Origin of the sequence: Aestuariivirga litoralis, assembly GCF_003234965.1 — a bacterium.
Lineage (GTDB): Bacteria > Pseudomonadota > Alphaproteobacteria > Rhizobiales > Aestuariivirgaceae > Aestuariivirga > Aestuariivirga litoralis.
On the sequence record NZ_QKVK01000002.1, the window covers coordinates 78435 to 103556 of the forward strand.

The 25122-nt window shown below is 66.1% G+C and carries 21 protein-coding genes; 8 read left to right on the plus strand and 13 right to left on the minus strand.

Going from position 1 to position 25122, the window contains the following annotated elements; all coding sequences use genetic code 11:
- Window positions 1-131: 131 nt before the first annotated feature.
- A complete protein-coding gene (locus DK847_RS04345; protein ID WP_111196419.1) occupies window positions 132-2744 on the minus strand; it encodes a hypothetical protein in 2613 nt (870 codons plus the stop codon).
- A 93-nt stretch (window positions 2745-2837) separates the two neighbouring features.
- On the opposite strand from DK847_RS04345, the gene DK847_RS04350 reads away from it, so the two are divergent.
- Together DK847_RS04350 and DK847_RS04355 are read left to right on the plus strand one after the other, a co-directional pair.
- The gene (locus tag DK847_RS04350) at window positions 2838-4052 is read left to right on the plus strand and encodes a trans-sulfuration enzyme family protein (protein ID WP_111196420.1); all 1215 of its coding nucleotides are present in this window, start codon (window positions 2838-2840) and stop codon (window positions 4050-4052) included.
- 126 nt (window positions 4053-4178) lie between these two features.
- Window positions 4179-6344 (plus strand): S8 family serine peptidase, encoded by a 2166-nt coding sequence (locus tag DK847_RS04355; protein ID WP_146256041.1) that lies wholly within the window; start codon window positions 4179-4181, stop codon window positions 6342-6344.
- Here DK847_RS04355 and DK847_RS04360 read toward each other — a convergent pair.
- The 4 genes from DK847_RS04360 to DK847_RS04375 are packed head-to-tail and all read right to left on the minus strand — an operon-like array spanning window position 6341 to window position 11239.
- The gene (locus DK847_RS04360) at window positions 6341-7156 is read right to left on the minus strand and encodes a CDP-alcohol phosphatidyltransferase family protein (protein WP_111196422.1); all 816 of its coding nucleotides are present in this window, start codon (window positions 7154-7156) and stop codon (window positions 6341-6343) included. The genes DK847_RS04355 and DK847_RS04360 overlap by 4 nt on opposite strands.
- Window positions 7156-7860, minus strand: a complete 705-nt coding sequence (locus DK847_RS04365) for a phosphatidylserine decarboxylase (RefSeq protein ID WP_111196423.1) — start codon at window positions 7858-7860, stop codon at window positions 7156-7158. Before DK847_RS04365 ends, DK847_RS04360 begins: the two co-directional genes overlap by 1 nt.
- 41 nt (window positions 7861-7901) lie before the next feature.
- The gene (locus tag DK847_RS04370; RefSeq protein ID WP_111196424.1) at window positions 7902-9815 is read right to left on the minus strand and encodes an ABCB family ABC transporter ATP-binding protein/permease; all 1914 of its coding nucleotides are present in this window, start codon (window positions 9813-9815) and stop codon (window positions 7902-7904) included.
- 44 nt (window positions 9816-9859) lie between these two features.
- A complete protein-coding gene (locus DK847_RS04375; RefSeq protein WP_111196425.1) occupies window positions 9860-11239 on the minus strand; it encodes a LysM peptidoglycan-binding domain-containing protein in 1380 nt (459 codons plus the stop codon).
- Between the two features lie 172 nt (window positions 11240-11411).
- Between DK847_RS04375 and DK847_RS04380 the strand changes: the two genes are divergently transcribed.
- On the plus strand, window positions 11412-12011 hold the full coding sequence (locus DK847_RS04380; RefSeq protein WP_111196426.1) for an LOG family protein: 600 nt from the start codon (window positions 11412-11414) through the stop codon (window positions 12009-12011).
- Between the two features lie 3 nt (window positions 12012-12014).
- Here DK847_RS04380 and rarD read toward each other — a convergent pair whose 3' ends face one another.
- From rarD to cysS, 4 genes are all read right to left on the minus strand, one after another.
- Window positions 12015-12938 (minus strand): EamA family transporter RarD, encoded by a 924-nt coding sequence (gene rarD / locus DK847_RS04385; RefSeq protein ID WP_111196427.1) that lies wholly within the window; start codon window positions 12936-12938, stop codon window positions 12015-12017.
- 75 nt (window positions 12939-13013) lie between these two features.
- Window positions 13014-14597, minus strand: coding sequence for a citramalate synthase (gene cimA, locus DK847_RS04390; protein ID WP_111196428.1), 1584 nt, complete (start codon window positions 14595-14597; stop codon window positions 13014-13016).
- A complete protein-coding gene (locus DK847_RS21000) occupies window positions 14597-14728 on the minus strand; it encodes a hypothetical protein (RefSeq protein WP_280956381.1) in 132 nt (43 codons plus the stop codon). The genes cimA and DK847_RS21000 overlap by 1 nt, the downstream gene beginning before the upstream one ends.
- A 136-nt stretch (window positions 14729-14864) precedes the next feature.
- Window positions 14865-16214, minus strand: coding sequence for a cysteine--tRNA ligase (gene cysS, locus DK847_RS04395; protein WP_111196429.1), 1350 nt, complete (start codon window positions 16212-16214; stop codon window positions 14865-14867).
- Window positions 16215-16481: 267 nt separating this feature from the next.
- Between cysS and DK847_RS04400 the strand changes: the two genes are divergently transcribed.
- Window positions 16482-17333 (plus strand): DMT family transporter, encoded by an 852-nt coding sequence (locus DK847_RS04400; RefSeq protein ID WP_245414522.1) that lies wholly within the window; start codon window positions 16482-16484, stop codon window positions 17331-17333.
- Complete coding sequence (locus DK847_RS04405; protein WP_245414523.1) at window positions 17330-18223, plus strand: DMT family transporter; 894 nt, start codon at window positions 17330-17332, stop codon at window positions 18221-18223. Before DK847_RS04400 ends, DK847_RS04405 begins: the two co-directional genes overlap by 4 nt.
- Here the strand turns inward: DK847_RS04405 and DK847_RS04410 are convergent.
- Together DK847_RS04410 and DK847_RS04415 are read right to left on the minus strand one after the other, a co-directional pair.
- Window positions 18220-18912, minus strand: a complete 693-nt coding sequence (locus DK847_RS04410; protein ID WP_111196431.1) for a glutathione S-transferase N-terminal domain-containing protein — start codon at window positions 18910-18912, stop codon at window positions 18220-18222. The two genes, DK847_RS04405 and DK847_RS04410, sit on opposite strands and share 4 nt — an antisense overlap.
- Window positions 18913-19054: 142 nt before the next feature.
- Window positions 19055-20452: a class II 3-deoxy-7-phosphoheptulonate synthase gene (locus DK847_RS04415; RefSeq protein WP_111196432.1), complete on the minus strand. Its 1398-nt coding sequence runs from the start codon at window positions 20450-20452 to the stop codon at window positions 19055-19057.
- Between the two features lie 105 nt (window positions 20453-20557).
- On the opposite strand from DK847_RS04415, the gene DK847_RS04420 reads away from it, so the two are divergent.
- Window positions 20558-20818, plus strand: coding sequence for a hypothetical protein (locus tag DK847_RS04420; RefSeq protein WP_111196433.1), 261 nt, complete (start codon window positions 20558-20560; stop codon window positions 20816-20818).
- Here DK847_RS04420 and DK847_RS04425 read toward each other — a convergent pair.
- Window positions 20802-21017, minus strand: a complete 216-nt coding sequence (locus tag DK847_RS04425; protein WP_111196434.1) for a DUF2093 domain-containing protein — start codon at window positions 21015-21017, stop codon at window positions 20802-20804. The two genes, DK847_RS04420 and DK847_RS04425, sit on opposite strands and share 17 nt — an antisense overlap.
- An 86-nt stretch (window positions 21018-21103) precedes the next feature.
- Between DK847_RS04425 and DK847_RS04430 the strand changes: the two genes are divergently transcribed.
- Window positions 21104-22345 carry an aminopeptidase gene (locus DK847_RS04430; protein ID WP_111196435.1) on the plus strand — a complete coding sequence of 414 codons (1242 nt, stop codon included), beginning with the start codon at window positions 21104-21106 and terminating at the stop codon, window positions 22343-22345.
- Between the two features lie 4 nt (window positions 22346-22349).
- Here DK847_RS04430 and xseA read toward each other — a convergent pair whose 3' ends face one another.
- On the minus strand, window positions 22350-23747 hold the full coding sequence (gene xseA, locus DK847_RS04435) for an exodeoxyribonuclease VII large subunit (protein ID WP_111197244.1): 1398 nt from the start codon (window positions 23745-23747) through the stop codon (window positions 22350-22352).
- A gap of 71 nt (window positions 23748-23818) precedes the next feature.
- On the opposite strand from xseA, the gene purD reads away from it, so the two are divergent.
- Complete coding sequence (gene purD, locus DK847_RS04440; RefSeq protein WP_111196436.1) at window positions 23819-25093, plus strand: phosphoribosylamine--glycine ligase; 1275 nt, start codon at window positions 23819-23821, stop codon at window positions 25091-25093.
- Window positions 25094-25122 lie beyond the last annotated feature (29 nt).

A 25122-nucleotide genomic window follows, 5' to 3' on the forward strand; every position in this document is an offset into this window, starting at 1 on the left:
CCGACGAGCCAGGATTTGAGACTGAACTGAACTACCATTATTTGCTCCCTGATTTGCTTGCCTTGAGGTGTTCGCGCCGTGACACCTGAGGGGCAAGATACCACTGCACATTCCGCTTGTCGCCAGTTACGTCACTTTTGGCGGTGGACAGGCTGGGGAGCAGGTTCGGACAGGAGGTCCAACCAGCGGGCGAGCGCCGGCACCAGCAGCACGATGAGCAGCCCCACGATCAGGAACAGCATGGCCAGCGAGGCGCCGAGTTCGGCCACCGCGGGACGGGAGGAAATGACCAGCGGCGCCGCCGCTCCGGCCAGCGTGATGGGCGGCAGCAGCACGGCCCGCAAGGGCAGGATGTGTGCCTGCCCTGCCGGCCCGCCGCCGCGCAGCCGGACGGCGACCAGCATCGAGCAGGCGATGAGCACCGCTATGGCGGCGCTGACCCCTGCCAGCATGGCCGCGTTGAGGCTGATGTCCAGCATCACGGTGATCGCCGCCGTGAGGGTGATGAAGGCCCCCGCAGGCGCCAGTGACAGGATGACACCGCGCAGGCTGCGCAGCACGGCGAGAACCAGCACCGCGGCCGCCAGCAGCGCCGTGGCGAGGGCGAGAATCGCCTCGTGGTGGATCATCTCGTTGCGCACCAGCGACACCAGGGGCTCGCCGGTGGCCTGCGGAACGGCGCGGCGGAGGGCCGCCGCGAAGGACAATTCGCCCGTGCCAGAGCGCGGCATGACCTCGATGCGCCAGGTTCCGTCCTCGGCCACGAAACGGCGCAGGAGCTGGGGTTCCAGGTCCTGGACGCCAGGGGGCTGCATCACTGCAAGCCGCTGGGCGAGCGCGGATACCTGCGCAAGGCCACCGAACAGCGATTTCTCCAGGCTGCTGACGCGCTGGGCATCAGGCGGGTCCGGGGACACGAACAGGTCGATGGCGCGGCGCAGGCGAAGTGCGGCCTCACGCAGCTGGGGGGTGGAGGACGGGCTGTTGGCGACATAGGTCAGCTGCGACTGCAGGTCGGCGAAGTCCTGCTGCAGGCTCACGTCGTCGGCGGGCGGCGCAAAGGCGGGTGTGAAGGCGGTGAGCGGGGCCAGGCGGTGCAACTCGCCGACCTTGGCTGCGGCATCGGGCGGCAGGAACTGCTGCGCGGTGCGGATGGCACCGACCTCGGGAAGGGCCGAGAGGCGGCTGACGATTTCCTTCACGCCCGCCTCTTGCACCAGGATGTGCACGGCGCCGCGGGCATCGGGGGTTTCGAGCTGCGGCGGCGGAAAGGACGGCAGCTGCCGCTCGCCGAAGCGCATGGCCGGCAGGAACACGGTGGAGAACACCGCCGCGGCGAGCAGCACCATGGCGGCAATGTCCAGCGCGCCGCGGCCGGCCGTGGCGCGACCATCTCCCATCGCCTCGTCGAGCCAGTGGGGCGCTGCTTCGGCCTGGCGCGGGGCCGTGAGCATCAGTATGGCCGGCAGCACGGTGAGGGCCGAGACCCAGGCGGCCACACAGCCGACAAGTGCGATGATGGAGAACTGGTGCAGCGATGGCAGATGGCGCAGCAGCCACGAGGCCCAGACCACGGCAAACAGCGCTGCGACCACCGACACGAAGCCACCCTGGCGGTGGGCCGCCAGCATCACCGCCTGCATCGGCGCGAGGCCGCGGGCGCGTCCCTGGCCGAAAGCCACGGCGATCACCCCGCCGGTCACGATGGCGGGCGCCAGCACCGCCAGCGCGAAGGACCATGTGGCCCCATCCAGCGGCGGGCCCAGCGCGGCGGCGGCAGCGCCTGCGGCCGACAGGGTCACCGCCCCGGACAGCATCACGGCGAGGGCCTGCCGCAGCGAGCCAAGTGCTGCGAACAGCAGCACCAGCGTCAGCAGGGCGGAGAGGAGTGCGGGCACCACGAAATCGCGCAGCTCGCTCGGGCTGGAGGCGAGTGCCCGGCGCGGCCACAGCCAGCTCACGCCCTGCATGCCGGCGGCGGCCTGGCGGGCAGCGGCAGCGGCAGCGGGTTCGGAGCCGGGAACCGGTGTTGCCAGCACGTACCACCTGTTGGCCTGGACTTCGGCATCGAGCCCGGCCAGTGCCAGCCAGTCCAGTGCACGGGGCGATCCCTTGACCTCAGCCTCGATAGTGGCGGAGGCCGCGAGCAGCATCGATTCCAGGCCTGGCGGGGAGCGGCCCTGCTCAACCGCCTTGCCGATTTCCGTGACGAGTGCGGCAAAGCCCCCCATGTCGGGGGCGGCCGCCATGGCGTGATAGAGCGGTTCGAGCTGCAGCAGCGCGTCGACCCGCTGCCGCACCGCTTGCGGATCGCGATAGAGCAGCGAATTGGTGTCGTAGAAGGCGCCGGTGCCCGGCACGAAGGCGTCGAGAAAAAGATCCTTGCGCTGCTGCAGCATGGCCGCAAGCGCCAGGGCCTGCTGGCGCGCCGTCTCGGGATCCTGGCTGGACACGATTGCGAGGAAGGTCTGCTCGACCCCGGGGAACCGCGTGGCGAGATCCGCCTGGAGCTGCGCCGTCGCCGGGTCGAGCCCGATGCGGGGCCGCTGGTCGGGGTCCATCGACAGCCGCGTGGCGGCGAACACCGCAAGGGCCGCCGCCAGCAGCACCGCGGCAAGCACCACCGCGACGCGCCATGAGGCACAGACGCGGGCGAGGCGCGCGAAGCCATTGGGCCGCAGCTTTTGCCGCGGCCCGGCGCTCGGTTGCGGCTTGCCGCTCCAATGGGGCTGGTCCCACTTCATGCTTCGGTCGACGGTCTCCCCCGGGCGGCAGTTGCGGATTCGCTGTGCGGCCCGCATCATAGGCCAGATTCATGGGAAAGGAAAAACAGCATCATGGCGGGCAAATCGGGGGGCAACCGCGGCTGGCACAGCGAAACCACGGCGGTTCACGCCGGAGAGTACATCGATCCGGCAACCCGCGCCTCTTCGCCCAACCTGGTGATGTCGGTCACCTTCGCGCCGGAGGCCGTGACCGGATTTTCGGCGCGCGACGAGCAGGGTTACGAGGGCTTCGTCTATGGCCGCGTCGGCAGCCCCACCGTGGCGCAGCTGCAGGACAAGCTGGTGGCGCTGGAGGCAGCCGAAGCGGCCCTGTGCTTCGGCTCCGGCGTTGCCGCGGCGCATGCGCTGATCTGCGGGAGGCTGGGGCGCGGCGACCACCTGATCGTGCCCGATGCCAATTACGTCGGCATCGCCGAACTGGCGCGTGACACCCTGCCCCGCTTCGGCATCGACGTGTCCTACGTCGACCTGTCACGCCCGGAGGAGGTGGCGGCGGCGATCAGGCCCGAGACCCGCATGCTGTGGCTCGAAACCCCCGCAAACCCGACCATGAAGCTCTGTGACATCGCCGCCCTGGCGCGCCTGGCGCATGAGCGAGGCGTGCGCGACGTGGCGGTGGATTCGACCTATGCGACGCCCATGGCCACGCAGCCGCTGTCGCTTGGCGCCGATTTCGTGGTGCATTCGCTGACCAAGTACATCGGCGGCCATGGCGATGCGATGGGTGGCGTCGTGCTCGGGCGCAAGGCCGACCTCGACGCGCTGAACCTCGAGGCGACCGTGCATTTCGGCGGTGTCCTGTCGCCGTTCAATGCCTGGCTGATCCTGCGCGGGGCCGCCACGCTCCCCATCCGCATGCGCGCGCACCAGGAGGCGGCGATGCAGGTGGCGCGCTTCCTGGAGGAGCATCCGGCGGTGTCACGCGTGTTCTATCCCGGCCTTGCCTCACACCCGCAGCATGCGCTGGCGCAGCGTCAGATGCGCAATTTCTCCGGCATGCTGACGTTCCAGACCAGGGAGGCTGGCCCCACTGTCGCGGCCCGCATGGTCAAGCAGCTGGAGGTGATCCATTATGCCGTGTCGCTCGGCCATCATCGCAGTCTCATCTACTGGATCGGTACGGATGACATCGAAAACTCCACCTTCCGGCATGATCCCGAGCAACTGCGCCGCTACCGCGACTACACCGGGGACGGGGTTTTCCGCCTGTCGGTGGGCATCGAGAACGGCGAGGACCTGATCGCCGATCTGGGACGGGTGCTGTAGCGGAAGGCCACGGAATTCTGGTTTCCTAACAGAAGCTTAATGCAAAAACGGCGATTTTATCGCTTGCCACGTGCAGTAGGTTGCAGTACATAATCGGAGGCAAACAACAACCTTCCGGTGAATGTCTTGCGCCATCTTGTCTGGTTGTTTGCAGCCCTCTTCCTGTTCGGCAGCCTGACGGGAGCCAAGGCAAGTGAGCGCCGCCCCCTGGCAACGCAGAGCCTGGCCCAAAGCCTCCAGGCAAGCCCGTCTGCTGCGAACGGGTTCAAGCGGCTGCGCAAGGCGGCGGCGGAAACCGGCAAGTTGCGGGTGATCGTCGGCCTCAAGGTTCCCTTTGCCGTCGAGAGCAAGCTCGCCAACGCCGAGGCAACGCGGCAGCGCCGCGACATCGCCGCGGCCAGCAGCGGCGTTCTGAACAACATGCCGGAAATGGCACGTTCGGACGTCCGAACGTTTGACCACCTGCCCTTCGTGGCAATGGAGGTTACCCCCGAGGGCCTCGACAGCCTGGCCGCCGATCCGTCCGTCGCGACGGTGGTGGTAGACCGTATCAACGCCCCGCTCCTCGCCAAGTCGGTACCGCTGATCCAGGGTGATGCCGCGTGGAGCGTCGGCTATCGCGGTCTTGGGCAGACCGTGGCCATCATCGATACCGGCGTGGACAAGAACCATCCCTTCCTGTTCGGCAAGGTGGTGTCGGAAGCCTGCTTTTCGGCGAGCGGCTGGTGCCCCGGCGGCCTGACCAGTTCCACCGCGCCAGGCTCGGGACGGCCCTGCCCTTCCTCGGAATGCAACCATGGCACCCATGTGGCCGGCATCGCCGCCGGGCGGGGCCCGAAGTTTTCCGGCGTGGCAAGAGACGCGAACATCATCGCCATCCAGGTCTTCAGCTCCATCAACAAGAAGACCAGCGCCTATGACTCCGACATCATCGCCGGTCTCCTCCGGGTCTATGAACTGCGGAACAGCTTTCATATCGCGGCCGTCAACATGAGCCTCGGCAGCGGACTGTATGCCACGTACTGCGACAGCCCGACGGACCCTATGACCTTTGCCATCGACCTGCTCGCTTCAGTGGGCATTCCTACCGTCGTGGCGAGCGGCAATGACTATGCCACGGAGGCGATCTCCTCTCCCGCCTGCAACTCCCAAGCGATAAGCGTGGGAGCCGTTTCATCCTCTGCCTGGGGAACCTGCCTCGGAGACGTGGCCGCCGCCGACAGGGTGGCCTGCTACTCCAACTCGTCGCGCTACCTCTCTCTGCTGGCGCCCGGTTCGCTCATCACCTCCTCCGTTCTGAACCGCCGCTATGGCGCGATGCATGGCACGTCGATGGCTGCGCCGCATGTGGCGGGCGCCTGGGCGGTGCTCAAGGAGCGTGCCCCCGGGGCGCCGATCGCCGCAATCCTGTCAGCCCTGACCGCCACCGGAACGCCTGTGACGGACTACCGCAACGGCATCAGCAAGCGTCGCATCAATGTGCTGAATGCACTCGCCAGGTTCCCCGAAGACCGCAAGGCCGTGGCCTATGTGGCTTCGGGCACGGCGCAAGGCAGCGTTTCGTTCACGCCGGGGGGAACCGTGGCGGCCTGCGACAGGGACTGCTTCAACCGCTTCGCGCCGAACTCGGTGGTGACGCTGAGCGCCACGCCGCAGCCGGGGGCCTATTTCTACGGCTGGGGTGGCGCCTGCTCGGGCAAGGCGGACTGCGTGCTGAACATGTCGACCCAGAGGAATGTCTATGCCGCCTTCTACACCGGCGGCCTGCTGCCGCTCACCCTCGCGAAGGCTGGCGCGGGCGGCGGCAATGTGGAGTTCACGACCGGCGGCTTCACCGCCAGCTGCACCGGAAACTGCAGCCAGTCCTACTGGAAGAACGCCACGGTCGTGCTCACCGCAGAGGCTGCACCCGGCTCCAGCTTCAGTGGCTGGACCGGCGCCTGCAGGGGCAAGAAGAAATCATGCTCGGTCAGGCTGAGCAGTGCCAAGTCGGTCACCGCGAAATTCGATCCGCTGCCAGTCTACACCATCAGCTACGTCCGCCAGGGCACGGGCGGCGGCACGGTGACCTTCGGGCTGGACAATGTCGCCCCCTGCCCGGACTCATGTTCGGTGAACGTCTATGCCGGAACCGAGGTGGCTTTCACCGCGGCGGCCGACGCGGGCTCGGAATTCGCTGGCTGGCAGGGTGCCTGTACCGGGCCGAAGCAGACCTGCACGATGACGGTCAAGTCGCCTGTGTCGATTGCGGCGACCTTCCGCACGACTGCGGCCGCCGCGGCGATGCCCTAGCTTTCGGACGGTGCCGGGCCGGAGCCAGCACCGGAAAGCTTCCGGTAGGACCGGATGCTCACCGGGATCAGCACCAGGTATGCGATGCTGACGATCGACAGGAACTCCCAAGGGTAGGAGATCAGCATCACCACGGCGAGCACCGCAAGGCCAAGGACTGGCAGCACCATGTCGCCCCGGATGCGGCCCATGTGCTTGCCGGAGAAGGTGGGCACGCGGCTGACCATCAGCAGCGCCACGCCGACGACATAGGGCCCGATGATGAGCGCCCAGCCGTGGCCCTCGTCGATGATGCCGAGAAAGCCGAGATAGAAGGGCAGCAGGGCAAGGCCGGCGCCGGCCGGCGCAGGGGCACCGGTGAAGAAGCGGTTGGCCCAGGCCGGCTTGTTCGGGTCGTCCAGCGCCACATTGAAGCGGGCCAGCCGCAGCGCGCAGCAGATGGCGAGCACCAGAGCGATGACCCAGCCCAGGGTGCGCAGCGAATTGAGCGACCAGACATAGAGCAGGATGGCCGGGGCCACGCCGAAATTGACGAAATCCGCCAGGGAGTCGAGTTCCGCACCGAAGCGCGAGGTGCCCTTCAACAGGCGGGCCAGGCGCCCGTCCACCGCGTCCAGCACCACGGCCAGCATGACGCTGGCCACCGCCAGTTCATAGCGGCCCTCGAAGGCGAAGCGGATGGCGGTGACCCCGCTGCACAGCGCCAGCAGGGTGATCATGTTCGGGAGCAGGAAGCGCACCGGCACCATGCGGAAGCGCCTCTGGCCTCGCGGGGCCACTGCGCCGTCCATGTTGTCCGGTTCGTTTTCCATCAGCTGGTGCGTCCCTGGCGTTCGGCTTCGTGAGCCTCGAGATCGGCCAGGACCGTTTCACCGGCAATGGCGCGCTGGCCGAGGCAGGCGAGCGACTTCACACCCTTGGGCAGATAGACGTCCACCCGGCTGCCGAAGCGGATGAGGCCGATGCGCTGGCCGGCGGAAAGATGCTCGCCGTCATTGACGAACTTCACGATGCGGCGGGCAACGAGGCCGGCGATCTGCACGACGCCGATGCGCTGGCCATTGGCGCGCTCCAGGGTGAAGGCCTGGCGCTCGTTGTCGAGAGAGGCCTTGTCGAGATCGGCATTGAGGAAGAGGCCCGGAACATAGGCGATGCGGCGGATGGTGGCATCGAGCGGCGAACGGTTCACGTGCACGTCGAAGACATTCATGAACACCGAGATGCGGGTGACCGGCTCGCGCGGCAGATCGAGCTCGACGGGCGGAATGACTTCCTCGATGGCGCTGATGCGGCCATCGGCGGGGGAGATGACGAGGCCGTCCCGAAGCGGCGTCACGCGCTCGGGATCGCGGAAGAAATAGGCGCACCACAGGGTGAGGACCACGCCCGCCCAGGCCAGCGGACCAGCGTGGAGCCAGAACAGAACCAGGGTCACGCCCGCGAAGATGGCGATGAAGCGGTAACCTTCGCGGTGGATGGGGACCAGAACTTCGGAAACAGACTTGGCGATCGACATGGATGTGAGGTCTACCGAGTTGGATCAGGTTTGGAAAGGGTTCAGGGGGTGTAGCTGGTTGCCTGCCTGCGGGCGGCGTCTTCCTTCAGTTCGATGACGTGATGGCCTTCCTTCTCGGCCTCCTTTAGGATCTCGCGGGCCTGGTCCACCTGGCGCTGGCGGTTCCACATGGCGGCATAGATGCCGTTCTCGGCGAGGAGTTCGTCATGCGTGCCGCGCTCGGCCACCTGGCCGCGCTCGAGCACGATGATCTCGTCGGCATCCACCACGGTTGACAGGCGGTGCGCGATGACCAGCGTGGTGCGGTTCTCGGAAACCTTGCGCAGCGCCGCCTGGATCTGGTGTTCGGTGAAGCTGTCGAGCGCCGAGGTGGCCTCGTCGAGGATGAGGATCGGCGGACCCTTGAGGATCGTCCGGGCGATGGAGACGCGCTGCTTCTCACCGCCCGAAAGCTTGAGGCCGCGCTCGCCGACCAGCGCGTCGTAGCCCTTGGGCAGGCTCATCACGAAGTCATTGATCTGCGCCATGCGGGCGGCGGCCACCACTTCCTCGTCCGTCGCGTCTGGGCGGCCGTAGCGGATGTTGTAGCGGATGGTGTCGTTGAACAGCACCGTGTCCTGGGGCACCATGCCGATGGCGGCGCGCAGGGACGTCTGGGTGACTTGCGAGATGTCCTGCCCGTCAATGAGGATGCGGCCACCATTGACGTCATAGAAGCGGTAGAGGAGCCGCGAGATGGTGGACTTGCCGGCTCCCGAGGGACCGACGATCGCCACCGTCTTGCCCGGCGGCACGCGCAGCGACAGGTTCTTGAGGATCGGGCGCGCCGGATCATAGGCGAAGGAGACGTTCTCGAACACCACCTCGGCAGGACCGACGTGGAGCGGCTTCGCACCCGGCTTGTCCTTGATCTCGGCGTTCACCTTGAGGAGCGTGAACATCTGCTCCACGTCGATCAGGCCCTGCTTGATCTCGCGGTACGACGAGCCGATGAAATTCAGCGGCATGTAGAGCTGGATCATCAGCGCGTTGATCATCACGAAGTCACCGACCGAGGAGTGACCCGCCTTAACCGACAGTGCCGACATGATCATCACGACGGTGAGCCCGATCGAATAGACCACCGCCTGGCCCGAGTTGAGGACGGAGAGCGACACCCATGTCTTGATCGCCGCCTGCTCATAGGTCTCCATCGAGCGGGCGTAGCGCTTCACCTCATGTTCCTCGTTGCCGAAGTACTTTACGGTTTCGAAGTTGAGGAGGCTGTCCACCGCCTTGGTGTTGGCCTCCGTATCGGCCGCGTTCATGTCGCGCCGGATGTTGATGCGCCACTCGGTGGCGGCATAGGTGAACCACACATAGGCCACCACGGTTGCGAGGATGACCGCCGCATAGAGCCAGCCATAGGACCAGGCGAGGATGCCGGCAACCAGGGCAATTTCCAGAATGGTGGGGAATGTGTTGAACAGCGAGAAGCGCAGCACCGTGTCGATGCCCATGGTGCCGCGCGACACGATGCGGGAAAGACCACCGGTGCGACGCTCGAGATGGAACTTGAGAGACAGCGCGTGAAGATGGCGGAAGGTGCGGACTGCGAGTTCCTTCACCGCGCGCTGGCTGACCTTGGCGAAGACCGCATCGCGGATCTGCGCCAGAACGACCATCATGATGCGGCCGAGGCCATAGGCGAGCACCAGGAAGATGATGACGGTGACGGCGGTGGTGGCGATGTCCGCCTTGCCGGTCAAGGCGTCCGTTGCATATTTGAAGGCATAGGGCGTCGCCACGGTGACGACCTTGGACAGCACCAGCGCCACCATGGCGAGGACAACGCGGACCTTGAGTCCGGGGTGGCCGGCGGGCCAGAGATAGGGGAGCATGTCGCGGAGGATGGACCACTGGTCGCCATCCACCGCGATGGGCTTGTCGTTGCTGGGGGGCGTCCTGCGGCTCATGGGAGCAGCATATAGGTAGCCGGAGGCCCCTTGCGAAGCGGAAACTACTGGCCGGAGGCGGCGTTTTCCTCAGGCTTCAGCGGTTCGCGGCGCTTCGGATCGATCGATTCCGAGGTCGGCGCCACGTCGGGGGTCTTGAAGACCTGTCCCGGGTAGATGCGATCGGGGTCGCGAATCTGGTTCTTGTTCGCCTCGTAGAGCATGGTGAACTTGGCGCCATTGCCATAGAGCACGCGGGCAATCGTCCAGAGGTTGTTGCCGGGCTGGATCACGACGCGGCCATCCCTGGGCTTTGCCGGTGTGGTGGCGGCAGGCGGCGTGGCAGTTGGTGGCGTCGCATCGGCGGGGGCCGACGGGACCTCGGCATCGGACTTGGCGGCGCTCTCCGATTCGGCCGCGGGCGGTGCGGCAGGGGCGGGCGGCGTTTCGGTGGCCTCCGCAACCTTTTTCTGTTCCTCCCTGACGAAGGGGACTTCGACGCGGTTCAGCACCTTGCCGCCGGTGTCGAGACCATCGACGCGCAGGGTGTGGACACCGGGCGCAATGTCAGCCGTGGCAGAGAAGGTCCAGTGACCATCCGCGCCCACCGGAGCATCGCCGATGAAATTGTTGTCGATGTAGACGCGGGCCGTGTTGCCCTCGTTACCCTGGCCGGAGAACACGATGTTGCCGGCCTGGTCATAATCGACGGCATCGATGGAGACCAGCTTGGCAGGCGTTTCCGCCGCCGGGGCCGTGGCCGGAGCCGGGGTGGCCCCCGGCTTCGCGGCGGGCTTCTGCAGCACCCTGGTGGGCTGGTCCGGGCTGACGACGGCGACCAGCGCTTCCTGCGGCTGATCGGCGGCGGGCACGATGACGGCCACGCTCTGCTGCGACGGGGTCGCCTCTGCTGCACCGGGCGCCTTTGCCTCGAGGGTCAAGGCGCCGCTGCCGACCGGCAATGCCGTGGCCGGGACGAGCACGAAGGCGCCGTCACTGTTGGCGGTGGTCTGGCCGATCACCTTGCCGTCCAGTTTCACGACAACCTCGGCGCCGGGCGCCGCCGTTCCCGCGATCACCGCTTCGCCGGTCTTTTCCACGCGCACCGTGTCAAAGGCGGGAACCTTGGGGGCCTCGCCGCCGTTCACTGCCGCCGGAGCCTCGGGCTGGGTGGAAGGCGGCACGGCCGCGGTTTGCTGCTGCGCCGGTTCGGGCGCGGCGGGCTGCTCGGCCGTTGCAGCGGGCGGTTGGGCAGGCGGCGTGGCCTCCGGGGTCACGGCCGGCACTTCGGGTGTTTCGGGCGCCTTGGGGGCTTCGGGAGCGGGGGCCACGGCCACCACTTCGGTTTTCTGGCCCATCCACTGGTCGCGGGTCAGCCCGGCGACGGCCGCCGCCGCCACGATGCCGAGGCCCGTGAGCACCACAATCGGGGTCTTGTTCTGCATGCTTCTGCCGTTCCCAATATCGTTCCGCCTGCGGCGGATGTCCCCCTTCCCGGGGAGGTTTCCGTGCCCTTCATAAGCCGCTGTTTCCTTTTAGGCAAAGATTTGCGAAGGGAACAACCAGCACGCGGCAGTCAATCCCCACCGCGATTCGGACCATGTCAGGAGACCATCAATGAGCCCAGCCCGTAAACTTTGCGTCTATTGCGGTTCCGGAAACGGCCGGAACCCGGCCTACATGGCCGCCGCGCGGACGCTGGGCAAGGCCATGGCGGAGGCCGGCATCGGGCTGGTCTATGGCGGCGGCAGCCTAGGATTGATGGGCGAGGTCGCGCGCTCGGTGCTGGAAAACAGCGGCCACGTGACCGGCATCATCCCCGAATTCCTGGCGAACCGCGAGCGCATGCTGACGGACGTGAACGAACTCATCGTCACCGCCGACATGCATGAGCGCAAGATGACCATGTTCGCCCGCTCGTCGGGCTTCGTTGCCCTGCCAGGTGGGCTCGGCACGCTGGAAGAACTCGCCGAGATTTCCACCTGGGCGCAGCTCGGCCAGCATCACAAGCCGATCATCCTGTGCAACATCGAGAATTACTGGCAGCCGCTGGTGACGCTGTTCGACCATATGCGGGCCGAGCGCTTCATCCGCGAGGGGCTGGAATTCGGCATGGACGTGGTGAAGCGCGCCGAGGACGTGGTGCCGGCCTTCGAGCACCGCCTGAAGGTGACGCCCGAACTGGTGCCGGAGCAGCCGCTGCTCAACAAGATGTAAGGCTCAGGCGGCCCTGCGCCGTGCGAGATCGTCCCTGATCGCCGACGCCGAGAAGATGGCGAGTGCCACCCAGATGATGATGAAAGAGGCGAGTTTCACCGGGCTCATCGGCTCGTGGAAGATGAAGACCGCCGTAAGGAAGACCAGCGACGGCGAGATGTATTGCAGCAGGCCCGCCGTCGAATAACGGATCCTCCGGATCGAGGCGGTGAAGAGGATCAGCGCCGCCGCCGTCATGGCGCCGCAGCCCATCAGCATCAGCGTCGAGTAGGCGTCGGTACCGAAATAGGCCTGGCCCTTCGACACGAGATACCATTCGGCCAGCAGCAGTGGCGGCGTGACGATGGCCGTCTCGACGAGGAAGCCCTGGGTGGGTCCCACGGGAATCGTCTTCCGCAGGAAGCCGTAGAGGCAGAAGGTGGATGCGAGCATGAGGCCGAGCCACGGCACATGGCCCAGCGCCCAGGTCTGGATGAGCACCGCGACGGTGGCCAGCGCCAGCGCCACCTTCTGCGGCAGGGTGAAGCGTTCGCCCAAAAAGAGATAGCCCATCACCACGTTGAGGAGCGGGTTGATGAAGTAGCCGAGGCTCGATTCCAGCGTGCGGCCGACCTGGATGGACCAGACATAGAAGCCCCAGTTGAAGACGATGAGGCCCGCCGTGAGGGTGAGGATGGCGAGGTGCCTGGGGTTCTTCACTGCGCGCCAGACGTCGCCCCACTGCCCCATGTACCAGACGACGGCGGCCGCGATGGGAAGCGCCCACACGCCGCGGTTCACGGCGATCTCGACGGGAGAGATATAGCGGATCTGGCCGAAATAGACGGCCATGCCGCCCCAGACGAGATGCGCGCCGATGGCCAGCATCACGCCGATTTCGGCGTTGCTCAGCGCGCGGGAGGCCGGCTTCTGGTCGATGGCGGTCATCAGGGCCGTTTAGCCCCCTCCTCCGGTGCGGCGCAAACCCCGGCGGGGCTTGGGCGCATGTGCCCCGCGCATGACTTAGGTGGCGGAGACGCCCTCACGCACCAGCTTGTAGACCAGCGCGTCGGAAAGCGCCTGGAACGAGGCGTCCACGATGTTGGGGGAAACACCGACCGTGAACCAGCGGTTGCCCTTGCCGTCGCGGCTTTCGATCAACACGCGGGTGGTGGCCCCCGTGCCGCCATTGAGGATGCGCACCTTGAAGTCCGAGAGCTCCATGTCGTCGATGAAGCGCTGGTACTTGCCGAGGTCCTTGCGCAGGGCCACGTCCAGCGCGTTGACGGGGCCGTTGCCCTCGCCTGCGTTGAGATAGACTTGGTCGTCGACCTTCACCTTGACCACGGCCTCCGAGATCATCTCCTTGTCGCGCTCCTCGACGATGACGCGGAAGGAGAGCACGTCGAAGTATTTGGGCACGCTGCCCAGCGCGCGCCGCGCGAGGAGCTCGAAGGAGGCGTCCGCCCCGTCATAGGCATAGCCCTGCGCCTCACGCTCCTTCACGTCGCGCAGCAGGCCATCGAGGCGCGTGTCGTCCTTGGCCACTTCGATCCCCATGCGCTGGAGGGCGGCGATGAGATTGGACTTGCCGGCCTGGTCCGAGACCAGCACCTGGCGGCGGTTGCCGACGGACTCCGGCGGCACGTGTTCGTAGGTCTCGGGATCCTTCATCAGCGCCGAGGCATGGATGCCGGCCTTGGTGGCAAAGGCACTCTTGCCGACGTAGGGTGCCTGCTTGTTCGGCGAGCGGTTGAGGAGCTCGTCGAAGGCACGCGAGATGTGGGTGAGCCGCTGCAGGCGATCGGCATCGATCCCCGTCTCGAAGCGCTCCGCGAAATGCGGCTTCAGCACCAGCGAAGGGATGATGGAGACGAGGTTGGCATTGCCGCAGCGCTCGCCGATGCCATTGAGCGTGCCCTGGATGTGGCGCACGCCGGCATCGACGGCGGCGAGCGAATTGGCCACCGCATGCTCGGTGTCGTTATGCGCATGGATGCCGAGATGGCTGCCCGGCACGTGGTTCGTCACATGGCGCACGATGGCGCCCACTTCGGAGGGCAGCGTGCCGCCATTGGTGTCGCAGAGCACGACCCAGCGGGCGCCGGCCTTGTAGGCCTCCTCCGCGCAGGCCAGCGCATAGGCGGGATTGGCCTTGAAGCCATCGAAGAAATGTTCGCAGTCGATGAGCACCTCCTTGCCGGCGGCACGCGCTGCCTCGACCGTCTGGCGGATCGACTCCAGGTTCTCCTCGTTCGTACAACCCAGCGCCACGCGCACGTGATAGTCCCACGACTTGGCGACGAAGCAGGCGGCTTTCGACTTCGCCTGCAGCAGTTGCTGGAGGCCCGCATCGTTGGAGACGGAGCGCCCTGCCCGCTTGGTCATGCCGAAGGCGGTGAAGGTGGCGCGCGTGTTGCGCTCGGTGGCGAAGAGGGCGGTGTCGGTCGGGTTGCCGCCCGGATAGCCGCCCTCGATGTAGTCCACACCCATCTCGTCGAGGAGGTCCATGACGACGAGCTTGTCCTCGAGCGAGAAATCGACGCCCGGCGTCTGCTGGCCGTCGCGCAAGGTCGTGTCGAAGAGGTAGATGCGTTCGCGGGCCATCAGACCAGCCCCTTCCAATGCAGTGCGAGATAGACGACGAGCGCCAGAACAATGAGCTTCAGCGCGATGTAGAGGAGCCAGTGCTTGGGGAATGGCAGATTGTCGTGCCAGGGCTTCTTGTCAGTGGTCATGACGCTTCCCTCTTGCGCACGTCATCCCGGCGAAAGCCGGGACCCCGCTGTGGACGGTGACCCAGTGGAAAGCTGGGCCCCGGCTTTCGCCGGGGTGACGGGACTTTTGGGTGGGTTACGGCGCGGTCGAGAAACATCACCGCTTCACCTCCCAACTGGTTGTTCCATCCTTGTTGTCCTTGATGGCCACGCCCATTGAGGCCAGCTCATCGCGGATGCGGTCGCTCTCGGCCCAGTTCTTGGCCTTGCGGGCGTCGAGGCGGGCGGTGATGAGGGCGTCGACCGCGGCGGCGTCAACATTTGCCTCAGCCTTCGGCGAGGAGAGGTTGCCAGTGAAGCCCAGCGCCTTCAGCGTTTCGCCAAGCTCGTTCTGGCGGCCCGGCTTGTCGAGCGCATGGAGCTCGGCGATGGCCTTGGGCGTGTTGAGGTCGTCCATCAGTGCATCGAGCACCGAGGGGCCGATCTTCGCCTGCTCCGCATGCACGGCACCGGCACTGTTGAAGAAGCCCTCGAGCGTGCGCCAGCTTTCCTCGAGGCTCTTGATCGTCCAGTCGATGGGCTGGCGATAATGCGTGCGCAGCATGTTGAAGCGCAGCACGTCGCCCGGCCAGTCGGCGAGCAGCTCGTTGATGGTGAAGAAGTTGCCGAGGCTCTTCGACATCTTCTGGCCTTCGACCTGCAGGAAGCCGTTGTGCATCCAGACATTGGCCATCACCGGCGTGCCGAAGGCGCAACGCGTCTGGGCGATCTCGTTCTCATGGTGCGGGAAGATGAGGTCCAGCCCGCCGCCATGGATGTCGAAGACCTCGCCCAGGTAGCGGTTGCTCATGGCGGAGCATTCGATGTGCCAGCCGGGGCGTCCGCGGCCCCAGGGGCTGGCCCAGCCCGGCTCATCATCGGACGAGAGCTTCCACAGCACGAAATCGGCCGGGTTCTTTTTGTGGGCATCGACGGCGATGCGGGCACCCGCCTGCTGGTCCTCCAGGTTCCTCTGCGAGAGACGGCCATAGTCCGGCATGGAGTCGACGCTGAACAGCACCTCGCCCGCGGCCTGGTAGGCATGGCCGCGCGTCAGCAGCATCTCGATCAGCGTGATCATCTGCGGGATGTTGTCGGTGGCGCGCGGCTGAATCGTCGGCTGGAGGCAGCCGAGTTTCTCGACATCGGCGAAGAACTGGTTCGCGGTCTTCTCTGTGACGTTGCGGATCGCGTCGTTCAGGGCCAAATCGGGAAAATCACGCAGGGCCCGCGCGTTGATCTTGTCATCCACGTCGGTGATGTTGCGCACATAGGTGACATGGGCCTCGCCATAGAGCTGGCGCAACAGGCGGAACAACAGGTCGAAGACGATGACCGGGCGCGCATTGCCGATATGGGCGAAATCATAGACCGTGGGCCCGCAGACATACATGCGCACGTTCCTGGGATCGAGCGGGACGAGCTCTTCCTTGGTGCGGGTCAGCGTGTTGTAGAGGCGCAAAGACATGTCGATCCTCAGGCTTGCCGGCCCGGGTACGCTTTGTCTTGGATTTAGGTCAAAGGGCGCCCTGCCAGCGGATGTTCGGCTAGCAGCAAATAATCCGGCCGCAGAGGGCGGCAGTGGCGGGGCAGTTGGTCATTTCGGATCTCACCATGCGTCAGGAGGGCCCGCAGGTCAAGGGTTTGGGCAATTTGCGGGCGAGCCATGCCGTTTCCACCCTACCGGCGCAAGCGTCACATGGTTAATGCTGCCCTCCGGATTCGGGGCCGGGGCGTGGCGCAGCAGAAGGTCGGTCAGGCAGGGTTGTGGATGGCGGGCTGGCTGACGGCCACGCTGGGCATGACGGTGGCCGGGCGGCAGCTGGCGCAGGAGGTCTCGGTCTTTGAGGTGATGCTGCTCCGGAGCCTCATCGCCACCATCATCCTCACCCCCATCGTGATGCTCAATGGCGGGCTGAAGGGGCGGTTGTCACAGCTGAAGCTGCACGGCATCCGCAACGTCGTGCACTATGCCGGGCAATATGCCTGGTTCTCGGCCCTGCTGCTGATCCCGCTCGCCGAGGTGATCGCCATCGAGTTCACCATGCCGCTGTGGATCGCCATCCTCGCGGCGGCATTCCTCGGCGAGCGGCTCTACGGCTGGAAGGTCGCGGCGCTGGTCGTGGGCTTCGGCGGTGTGCTGATGATCGTGAAGCCGGGCCTCACGCTGAATGTGGGCCACCTCGTGGCGCTGGCCGCCGCCCTGCTCTTCGCTGTCTCGGTCACTCTCACCAAATACATCACGCGGCGCGACACGGCGCTCACCGTGATCTTCTTCATGTTTACCATGCAGACGGTGATCGGGGCCTTTCCCGCATGGGCCACCTGGACCTGGCCCTCGGTGCAGGCACTGCCCTTCGTCGCCGTGGTGGCGCTCGCGGGCACGGGCTCGCATTACTGCCTGTCCAGGGCGATCTCGCTGGCGGATGCCTCCGTGGTGATGCCGATGGACTTCCTCCGCCTGCCGCTTTCCGCACTGCTCGGCTACTGGATCTACAACGAGGGGCTCGATGCCTGGTCGCTCGCCGGCGGCGCGCTGATCCTCGCTGCCAACACCATCAACATCTTCAAGGCCAGCCGGCAATGATGAGTGCCGAGCAGCACCGGCAACATCGCATCGGCCTGCTGCTGGCGGCGGGTGCCGCGCTGTGCTGGTCAACATCCGGCCTCTTCGTGCGCGGCATCAGCGCCGACCTGATGACCATGCTGTTCTGGCGCGGCATCTTCTCCGGCAGCGCCGTCTTCGCGCTGTTCCTGCTGATGGAGCGTGGAAGGAGCCTTGCCATCCTGCGGTCGTTGCGCTGGCCCGCACTTGGCGTGGCATTGCTCTCCGCCGCGGGCATGATCACCGGCATCGGGTCGCTGCGCTACACCACGGTGGCCGACGCCATGGTGATCTATGCGACCGTGCCCTTCGTGACGGCGGCGCTCGCCTATCTGGTGATCGGCGAGAAGCCGTCGCGCTCCACCCTCATCGGCAGCACGGTGGCGCTGCTGGGCGTCGGCATCATGTTGTGGGGAGCAAAAATGGGGGGCAGCCTGTTCGGGCAGTTCCTCGCGGTGCTGATGACGCTGTCGATGGCGGGCTTCACCACCATCATGCGCAAGTACCGCGACGTGCCGATGCTGCCGGCCATGGCGGCCTCGGCCTGGATCTGCTCCCTCGCCTGCTTCTGGTTCGCGGCGCCGCTGTCGATCAGCTTCCACGACTTCTGGCTCTGTGCGGCCTTCGGCATCGTGCAGAACGCGGCGGGGTTGGCGCTCTATACCTTTGGGTCGAAACGCGTGCCGGCGGCGGAGGCGACACTGCTCGCGGCACTCGAAGTGCCGTTCACGCCACTCTGGGTCTTCGTGTTCCTCGGCGAGACACCGTCGCTCCAGACGCTGGTGGGCGGCGGCATCGTGCTCGCCGCCCTGACCATGCACATTCTCTCCGAGTTCCGCCGCCGGCCGGCGGCGATGGCGATGCCGGTCTAGGCAACCGACTTCGCAGTCTGGCCGAACAGAACCTTCTTTTCCGCGTCCGTCATCGGTTTCTGGTAGGACGGGTTCACCGCGGCATAGACCTTGGCAACGGCCGGACGCGCCTTGATGGCCTCGAACCAGCGCTTGAGGTGTGGGAAGTCGTTGAGATCCTGACTGTAGCGCTCATACGGCACGACCCAGGGGTAGGACGCCATGTCGGCGATCGAGTAGTCACCGGCGAGATAAGGCCGATCGGCGAGGCGCTTGTTCATGACGCCATAGAGGCGGTTCACCTCCTTGGTGTAGCGCTCGATGCCATAGGGGATCTTCTCCGGCGCATAGATGGCGAAGTGACCGGCCTGACCGGACATGGGGCCGAGGCCGCCCATCTGCCAGAACAGCCACTGCAGCACTTCCACACGTCCACGCAGGTCCTTCGGGATGAAGAGCCCCGTCTTTTCCGCGAGATAGAGCAGGATGGCGCCGGACTCGAACACCGAGACGGGTTTGCCGCCATCGGCAGGCGCGGTGTCGATGATCGCCGGCATGCGGTTGTTGGGCGAGATCGCGAGGAAGTCGGGCTTGAACTGGTCGCCCTTGCCGATGTCCACCGGGTGGATGTTGTAGGCGAGACCCGCTTCCTCGAGGAAAATCGTGATCTTGTGACCATTCGGGGTAGGCCAGTGATACAGCTCGATCATGTCAGCTCCGCTCATTCCGTAACTTGGAGAGTCACAGTTAGGTGGCACTCAAGGTCGTTTCAACCCCCGGAAAACACGATCACCAAAAAAGATGGCCGGGACATGCCCGGCCATGATGACTGTTGGAGACGTGGTGGAGGACTTACTCCGCCGCCTCGACGATGTCGTCGTCGTCCGTCTTGGGGCGCGAGGCCATTTCCTTCTTGATTTCCTCGGCGACGAGGAAGGCGAGTTCCAGCGCCTGGGCGGCGTTGAGGCGCGGGTCGCAGAAGGTGTGGTAGCGGTCGTTCAGGTCCTCGTCGCGCAGCGCACGCAGGCCGCCGGTGCATTCGGTGACGTCCTTGCCGGTCATCTCGACATGGATGCCGCCGGCATGTGTGCCCTCGGCCTGGTGCACCGCCATGAAACGGCGCACTTCGCCCAGCACCGACTCGAAGGGGCGGGTCTTGTAGCCTGACGTCGACTTCACCGTGTTGCCGTGCATCGGGTCGCAGGACCAGACGACAACCTTGCCCTCGCGCTTCACGGCGCGGATGAGGTCGGGCAAATGCTTCTCCACCTTGTCGGCGCCGAAGCGCGCGATGAGGGTGAGGCGGCCCGGCTCGTTCTCGGGGTTCAGCGCGTCGATGAGACGGATCAGCTCGTCCGGCTTCAGCGACGGGCCGCACTTGAGGCCGATCGGGTTCTTGACGCCGCGCATGAACTCGACATGCGCATGGTCCGGCTGGCGGGTGCGGTCGCCGATCCACAGCATGTGGCCCGACGTCGCGTACCAGTCGCCGCTCGTCGAGTCGACGCGGGTCAGCGCCTGTTCGTAACCCAGCAGAAGCGCCTCGTGGCTGGTGAAGAAATCGGTGGTGCGGAGCTGCGGTGCGGTATCGGCATTGATGCCGCAGGCGCGCATGAAGCCCACCGTTTCGGTGATGCGGTCCGAGATCTCCTGGTAGCGCTCGTAGGCCGGCGAATCCTTGAGGAAGTCGAGCGTCCACTTGTGGACATGCTCGAGGTTGGCATAGCCGCCCTGGGCGAAGGCGCGCAGCAGGTTGAGGGTGGCGGCCGACTGGCGGTAGGCCATGATCTGGCGCTCCGGGTCAGGCCTGCGGGCCTCGAGGGTGGCCTCGGCGCCGTTGACGATGTCGCCACGATAGATCGGCAGTTCGACGCCGCCGATCGTCTCGGTGGGCGAAGAGCGGGGCTTGGCGAACTGGCCGGCAATGCGGCCGACCTTCACCACCGGCTGGCCGCCGGCGAAGGTGAGCACGACCGACATCTGCAGGAAGACGCGGAAGAAGTCGCGGATGTTGTCGGCCGAATGCTCGGCGAAGCTTTCGGCACAGTCGCCGCCCTGCAGCAGGAAGCCCTTGCCCTCGGCCACGCGGGCGAGCTTGCGCTTCAGCTTGCGGGCCTCACCGGCGAAAACCAGCGGCGGATAGCCGGCAAGCTGCTCTTCCACGGACTTCAGCCTGGCCTGGTCCTGGTAATCCGGCACCTGCACGACCGGGAAGCTCCGCCAGCTGTCAGGTGTCCAGTTCGTCGTCATTTCGTTTACTCCAAAGGGGAGAACCCCTTACCTACGGTGAAATCGGCTTGGCCTATACACGGCTTGGCAGTAGGATTCCAGCCCGAGCGAACAGGCCGGGACGGCATGCTGGAATACCTCTACCTTGCCAGATGGGACCAGGCCTACGACGTCCTGGCCGCCGGCAATCCTCCCATGTTCCTGCGCCTGCTGCTGCTGAATGCCCTGTTTCTGGGCCTCTACGCCGTTCGCCGGGCATCCGGTGCCCGGGCCATGTCGAGCGGGGGGGCCCTCCTGGTGCAGCTGGCGGTGCTGGCCGCGAACCTGCTCCTGCTCTACCAGTCGCAGGTGCAGGACTACCTTCGCTCCCTCACGATCGGGTCATGATGTGCGCCGTGAAGGCCGCCTCGGCCGAGCCATAGGCGCGCTGCAGGCTGACATTCCAGTAACGCAGGTCAGGGAGCGGAATTGCTGCACCCGTGGCTGCGCACCGCACGAAATCACCTTCCCGGACGATCTGGAAATCGGCATCGAGATAGCGGATGACGGCCTCCCGGCCGGCTTGCCTGGGTTCGAGAAAATTCATGGCAGCCAAGACTAGCGGATTTTGCGCCGTTTTGAAGATGCCGAAACTTTGGACAATTCCGACCTGTTGCGTATAGATTCAGCGCCATGACCCAAGCATCGAACCACGAGAAGCTTCTCGACACCTATGCCAGGCTCGCCGTGCGCACCGGCCTCAACCTGCAGGCAGGCCAGCAGCTGCTGATCAGCGCGCCGCTGGACGCGGTGCCGCTGGTGCGGCGCATCACCGAGCATGCCTACAAGGCGGGTGCCAGCCTGGTGACCACCGTCTACGCCGATGACGTGACCACGCTGGCGCGTTTCCAGCATGCACCGGAGGCTGCCTTCGACGTTGCACCTGAATGGTTGTTCAATGGCATGGCGGAGGCTTTCCGGGGCGGGGCGGCGCGCCTGGCGATTGCCGGCGAGAACCCGGCGCTGCTGGCGGGCCAGGATCCGGAGAAGCTGTCGCGCGCCAACAAGGCACGCTCGAAGGCCTACCGCCCGGCACTCGAACTGATCACCGGATTTGCCATCAACTGGTGCGTGATCGCCGCGGCAACGCCGGCCTGGGCACGATCGGTTTTCCCCGGTGTTTCCGAGGCTGAGGCAGTCGACAGGCTGTGGCAGGCCATCTTTGCCTGTACCAAGGCCGACCTGCCGGACCCCATTGCGGCATGGGAAACCCACAACGCCGACCTTCGCCGCCGCACCGAGTTCCTGAACCGGCGGCGCTACCGCGCCCTCAAGTACACGGGGCCCGGGACCGATCTCATGCTGGGTCTCGCCGAGGAGCACGTCTGGAAGGGAGGCGGCGGCAAGGCCCTGAACGGGGTATTCTGCAATGCCAACATCCCGACCGAGGAAGTCTTCACTGCCCCCCACAAGGAACTGGTGGATGGCATCGTCTGCTCGTCGAAGCCGCTGTCCTACCAAGGCTCACTGATCGACGGCATCCGCGTGCGCTTCGAGCGCGGGCGGATCGTGGAGATGACGGCGGAAAACGGCCAGGACGCCTTCCGCAACCTCATCGACACCGATGAAGGGGCCGCACGACTGGGCGAAGTCGCCCTGGTGCCGCATTCCTCGCCCATCTCGAAGAGCGGCATCATCTTCAACAACACGCTGTTCGACGAGAATGCGGCGAGCCACATCGCGGTGGGCCAGTCCTACACCGAGAACATCCGCGACGGCTCCAGGCGTTCGAAGGAAGAACTCGCCGCATTGGGGGCGAATTCGAGCCTCGTGCATGTCGACTGGATGATCGGCTCCGGTGAACTGGATGTCGACGGCATCATGGCCGATGGCACGGCGGAACCGCTGATGCGCAAGGGCGAGTGGGCGATCTGATGCGCTAGAGGAGGCGGCCCTGCCTGGGGCTGTCCTCGCGCACCTGCACCTCGCCATCGGCGAATTCGAGGCGCAGAGCCGCCCATTGCTTGATGTCCCCTGCGTAGTGTACCGGCCTGCCCTTCTCGTCGCGCACCAGCGCGAAGCCGCGGCGCAGCACGGACTTGTAGGAGAGCGACTCCGCAAGCTTCGCCACGCCGTCGAAACGCTGGCGCTGGAAGGCGACGAGGCGTGACAGCGCCTGCGCCGCCCGGCGACCCGACAGATCGAGCGAGCGGCGCTCATTGGCGATCATGCTGCGCATGGGCGCCAGCGTGAGGCGGGGCGCGACGCGGTTGAGGCGCGCGCCATGCTCGCGCGTATTGGCCTTCAGCGCCTGGACAAGGCGGCCCGCAGCGGAGTCGAAGCGCTGGCGCACAAGCGCAAGAATTTCATCCGGACGCGGCAGGGCGCGGGCGGCGGAGCGCAGGCGGGTCCGGCGCTCGTCCATGCAACGGCTGAGGCCACCCTGCAGGCGGGCGTCGAGGCGGGCCACTTCCGCCACCAGATCGGCGCGCACCGGAACAGCCTTTTCCGCAGCAGCCGTGGGGGTGGGCGCGCGCAGGTCGGCGGCGTAGTCGATGAGCGTCGTATCCGTCTCGTGGCCGACGGCGGAGATGACGGGGATGGCGCTCGCGGCGGCGGCGCGCACCACGATCTCCTCGTTGAAGCCCCACAGGTCCTCGAGCGAGCCGCCGCCGCGCGCGACGATGATCACATCCGGCTTTTTCGCCATGTCGTTGAAGCCGGCAATGGCGGCCGCCACCTCCGCCGCACAGGTCTCGCCCTGTACGCGCACCGGCCAGACGATCACATGGCGCGGGAAGCGGTCGTTGAGCCGGTGCAGGATATCGCGGATCACGGCCCCCGTGGGCGAGGTGACGACGCCGATCACCTTCGGCAGGTAGGGGATGGGCCGCTTGCGCGCCGCATCGAACAGACCTTCGGCGGTGAGCTTGCGCTTCCGTTCCTCCAGCAGCGCCATCAGGGCGCCGACACCGGCGGGTTCGATCGATTCGATGACGATCTGGTAGGCGGACTTCAGCGGATAGGAGGTGATCTTGCCGGTGGCGATGACCTCCAGTCCCTCCTGCATCTTGGCGCGCAGCCTTCCGAAGCTGCCGCGCCAGATCACCGCGTCGAGCTTGGCACCCTCGTCCTTGATCGAGAAATAGCAGTGGCCCGAGGAGTGCGGCCCGCGATAGCCCGAAATCTCGCCTCGCACGCGCACATGGCCGAACCTATCCTCCAGCGTGCGTTTGAGCGCATTGGCGATCTCCGAGACCGAGTATTCCCCGGCATTGGAGCCCCCACCCTCGATGATCTCGCCGGTTTCCGGGTCATGGCCCCAGATGCTGGACATGGCAAATTCCGCACTTTGATTCACGCGCATCAAATGCAAAAAGGCAGGCGAAAGCAAGGACGGGTGTGGCCATGAACATTCTTCTCATCGGATCGGGCGGACGGGAACATGCGCTGGCCTGGGCCATTTCCGCGAGCCCCTTGTGCGACCGGCTGTTCGTTGCGCCCGGCAACCCCGGAATCGGCCAGATCGCTCGCAACGCTGACCTGAAGGTGACGGATCATGCCGCAGTGATCGCATTCTGCCGCGCCGAGACCATCGGCCTCGTGGTGGTGGGCCCCGAGGCGCCGCTGGTGGCGGGGCTGGCGGATGACCTCGCCGCCGCCGGCATCAAGTGCTTTGGCCCGAGGAAGTTTCCCGCCCAGCTCGAAGGCTCCAAGGGCTTCACCAAGGATATCTGCGCCAAGTACGACATTCCGACCGCTGCCTATGGCCGCTTCAAGGACAGGGCGGCAGCGCTGGCCTATCTCGAAGCGCATGGCGCGCCCATCGTCATCAAGGCGGACGGGCTCGCGGCCGGCAAGGGCGTGACCGTGGCAATGGACATGGCCGAGGCGCGCGCAGCCGTCGAGGACATCTTCTCCGGCAGGTTCGGCGGGGCCGAATGCGTGATCGAGGAATTCCTCGAAGGCGAGGAGGCGAGCTTCTTCGTGCTGACCGATGGAAGGAACGCCCTGCCGCTCGCCACGGCGCAGGACCACAAGCGCGTGGGTGACGGCGACACCGGCCCCAATACCGGCGGCATGGGCGCCTATTCCCCTGCCCCCTGCATGACGCCCGCCCTGTGCGAAGAGGCCCTGGAAAGGATCGTGAAGCCGACGATCCGCGCGCTGCACGACATGGGGCACCCTTACCTCGGCGTGCTCTATGCCGGGCTGATCCTGACCAGGGATGGTCCCAAGCTCATCGAATACAACTGCCGCTTCGGTGACCCGGAATGCCAGGTGCTCATGATGCGGCTAAAGGACGATCTCGTCACCCTGCTGCTCGCCTGCTGCGACGGCACGCTGGACAAGGTGTCGGCGCGCTGGTTCGACGACGTTGCGCTGACCGTGGTGATGTGCGCCAAGGGCTACCCCGGCGACGTGGTGAAGGGTAGCGAGATCCGCGGGCTCGAGGGGGCGTCCGCCATGGAGGGCGTTGAGGTCTTCCATGCCGGAACGGCAGCGCAGGACGGAAAGATCGTTGCCAATGGCGGGCGCGTGCTGAACGTCACGGCGCGCGGCGCCACGGTGCGCGAGGCGCGCGACCGCGCCTATGCGGCGGTCGAGCGCATCGACTGGCCGGAGGGCTTCTGCCGCCGCGACATTGCCTGGCGGGCGCTGGCGCGCGAGGAAAACCGCTGATCTTTGCGCGAGGCGCCCAAGCGGTGTAA

Excerpts from the sequence above, each read along its gene's own strand:
- DK847_RS04360 (WP_111196422.1), bottom strand. The coding sequence starts at position 7,156 with ATGGAAAACGAACCGGACAACATGGACGGCGCAGTGGCCCCGCGAGGC.
- DK847_RS04345 (WP_111196419.1), bottom strand. The coding sequence starts at position 2,744 with ATGAAGTGGGACCAGCCCCATTGGAGCGGCAAGCCGCAACCGAGCGCC.
- DK847_RS04365 (WP_111196423.1), bottom strand. The coding sequence starts at position 7,860 with ATGTCGATCGCCAAGTCTGTTTCCGAAGTTCTGGTCCCCATCCACCGC.
- DK847_RS04425 (WP_111196434.1), bottom strand. The coding sequence starts at position 21,017 with ATGAATTTTCTCGAACCCAGGCAAGCCGGCCGGGAGGCCGTCATCCGC.
- rarD (WP_111196427.1), bottom strand. The coding sequence starts at position 12,938 with ATGACCGCCATCGACCAGAAGCCGGCCTCCCGCGCGCTGAGCAACGCC.
- cysS (WP_111196429.1), bottom strand. The coding sequence starts at position 16,214 with ATGTCTTTGCGCCTCTACAACACGCTGACCCGCACCAAGGAAGAGCTC.
- DK847_RS04410 (WP_111196431.1), bottom strand. The coding sequence starts at position 18,912 with ATGATCGAGCTGTATCACTGGCCTACCCCGAATGGTCACAAGATCACG.
- DK847_RS04430 (WP_111196435.1), top strand. The coding sequence starts at position 21,104 with ATGACCCAAGCATCGAACCACGAGAAGCTTCTCGACACCTATGCCAGG.
- purD (WP_111196436.1), top strand. The coding sequence starts at position 23,819 with ATGAACATTCTTCTCATCGGATCGGGCGGACGGGAACATGCGCTGGCC.
- DK847_RS04420 (WP_111196433.1), top strand. The coding sequence starts at position 20,558 with ATGCTGGAATACCTCTACCTTGCCAGATGGGACCAGGCCTACGACGTC.
- DK847_RS04375 (WP_111196425.1), bottom strand. The coding sequence starts at position 11,239 with ATGCAGAACAAGACCCCGATTGTGGTGCTCACGGGCCTCGGCATCGTG.
- DK847_RS04405 (WP_245414523.1), top strand. The coding sequence starts at position 17,330 with ATGATGAGTGCCGAGCAGCACCGGCAACATCGCATCGGCCTGCTGCTG.
- DK847_RS04370 (WP_111196424.1), bottom strand. The coding sequence starts at position 9,815 with ATGAGCCGCAGGACGCCCCCCAGCAACGACAAGCCCATCGCGGTGGAT.
- xseA (WP_111197244.1), bottom strand. The coding sequence starts at position 23,747 with ATGTCCAGCATCTGGGGCCATGACCCGGAAACCGGCGAGATCATCGAG.
- DK847_RS04380 (WP_111196426.1), top strand. The coding sequence starts at position 11,412 with ATGAGCCCAGCCCGTAAACTTTGCGTCTATTGCGGTTCCGGAAACGGC.
- DK847_RS04415 (WP_111196432.1), bottom strand. The coding sequence starts at position 20,452 with ATGACGACGAACTGGACACCTGACAGCTGGCGGAGCTTCCCGGTCGTG.
- DK847_RS21000 (WP_280956381.1), bottom strand. The coding sequence starts at position 14,728 with ATGACCACTGACAAGAAGCCCTGGCACGACAATCTGCCATTCCCCAAG.
- DK847_RS04350 (WP_111196420.1), top strand. The coding sequence starts at position 2,838 with ATGGCGGGCAAATCGGGGGGCAACCGCGGCTGGCACAGCGAAACCACG.
- cimA (WP_111196428.1), bottom strand. The coding sequence starts at position 14,597 with ATGGCCCGCGAACGCATCTACCTCTTCGACACGACCTTGCGCGACGGC.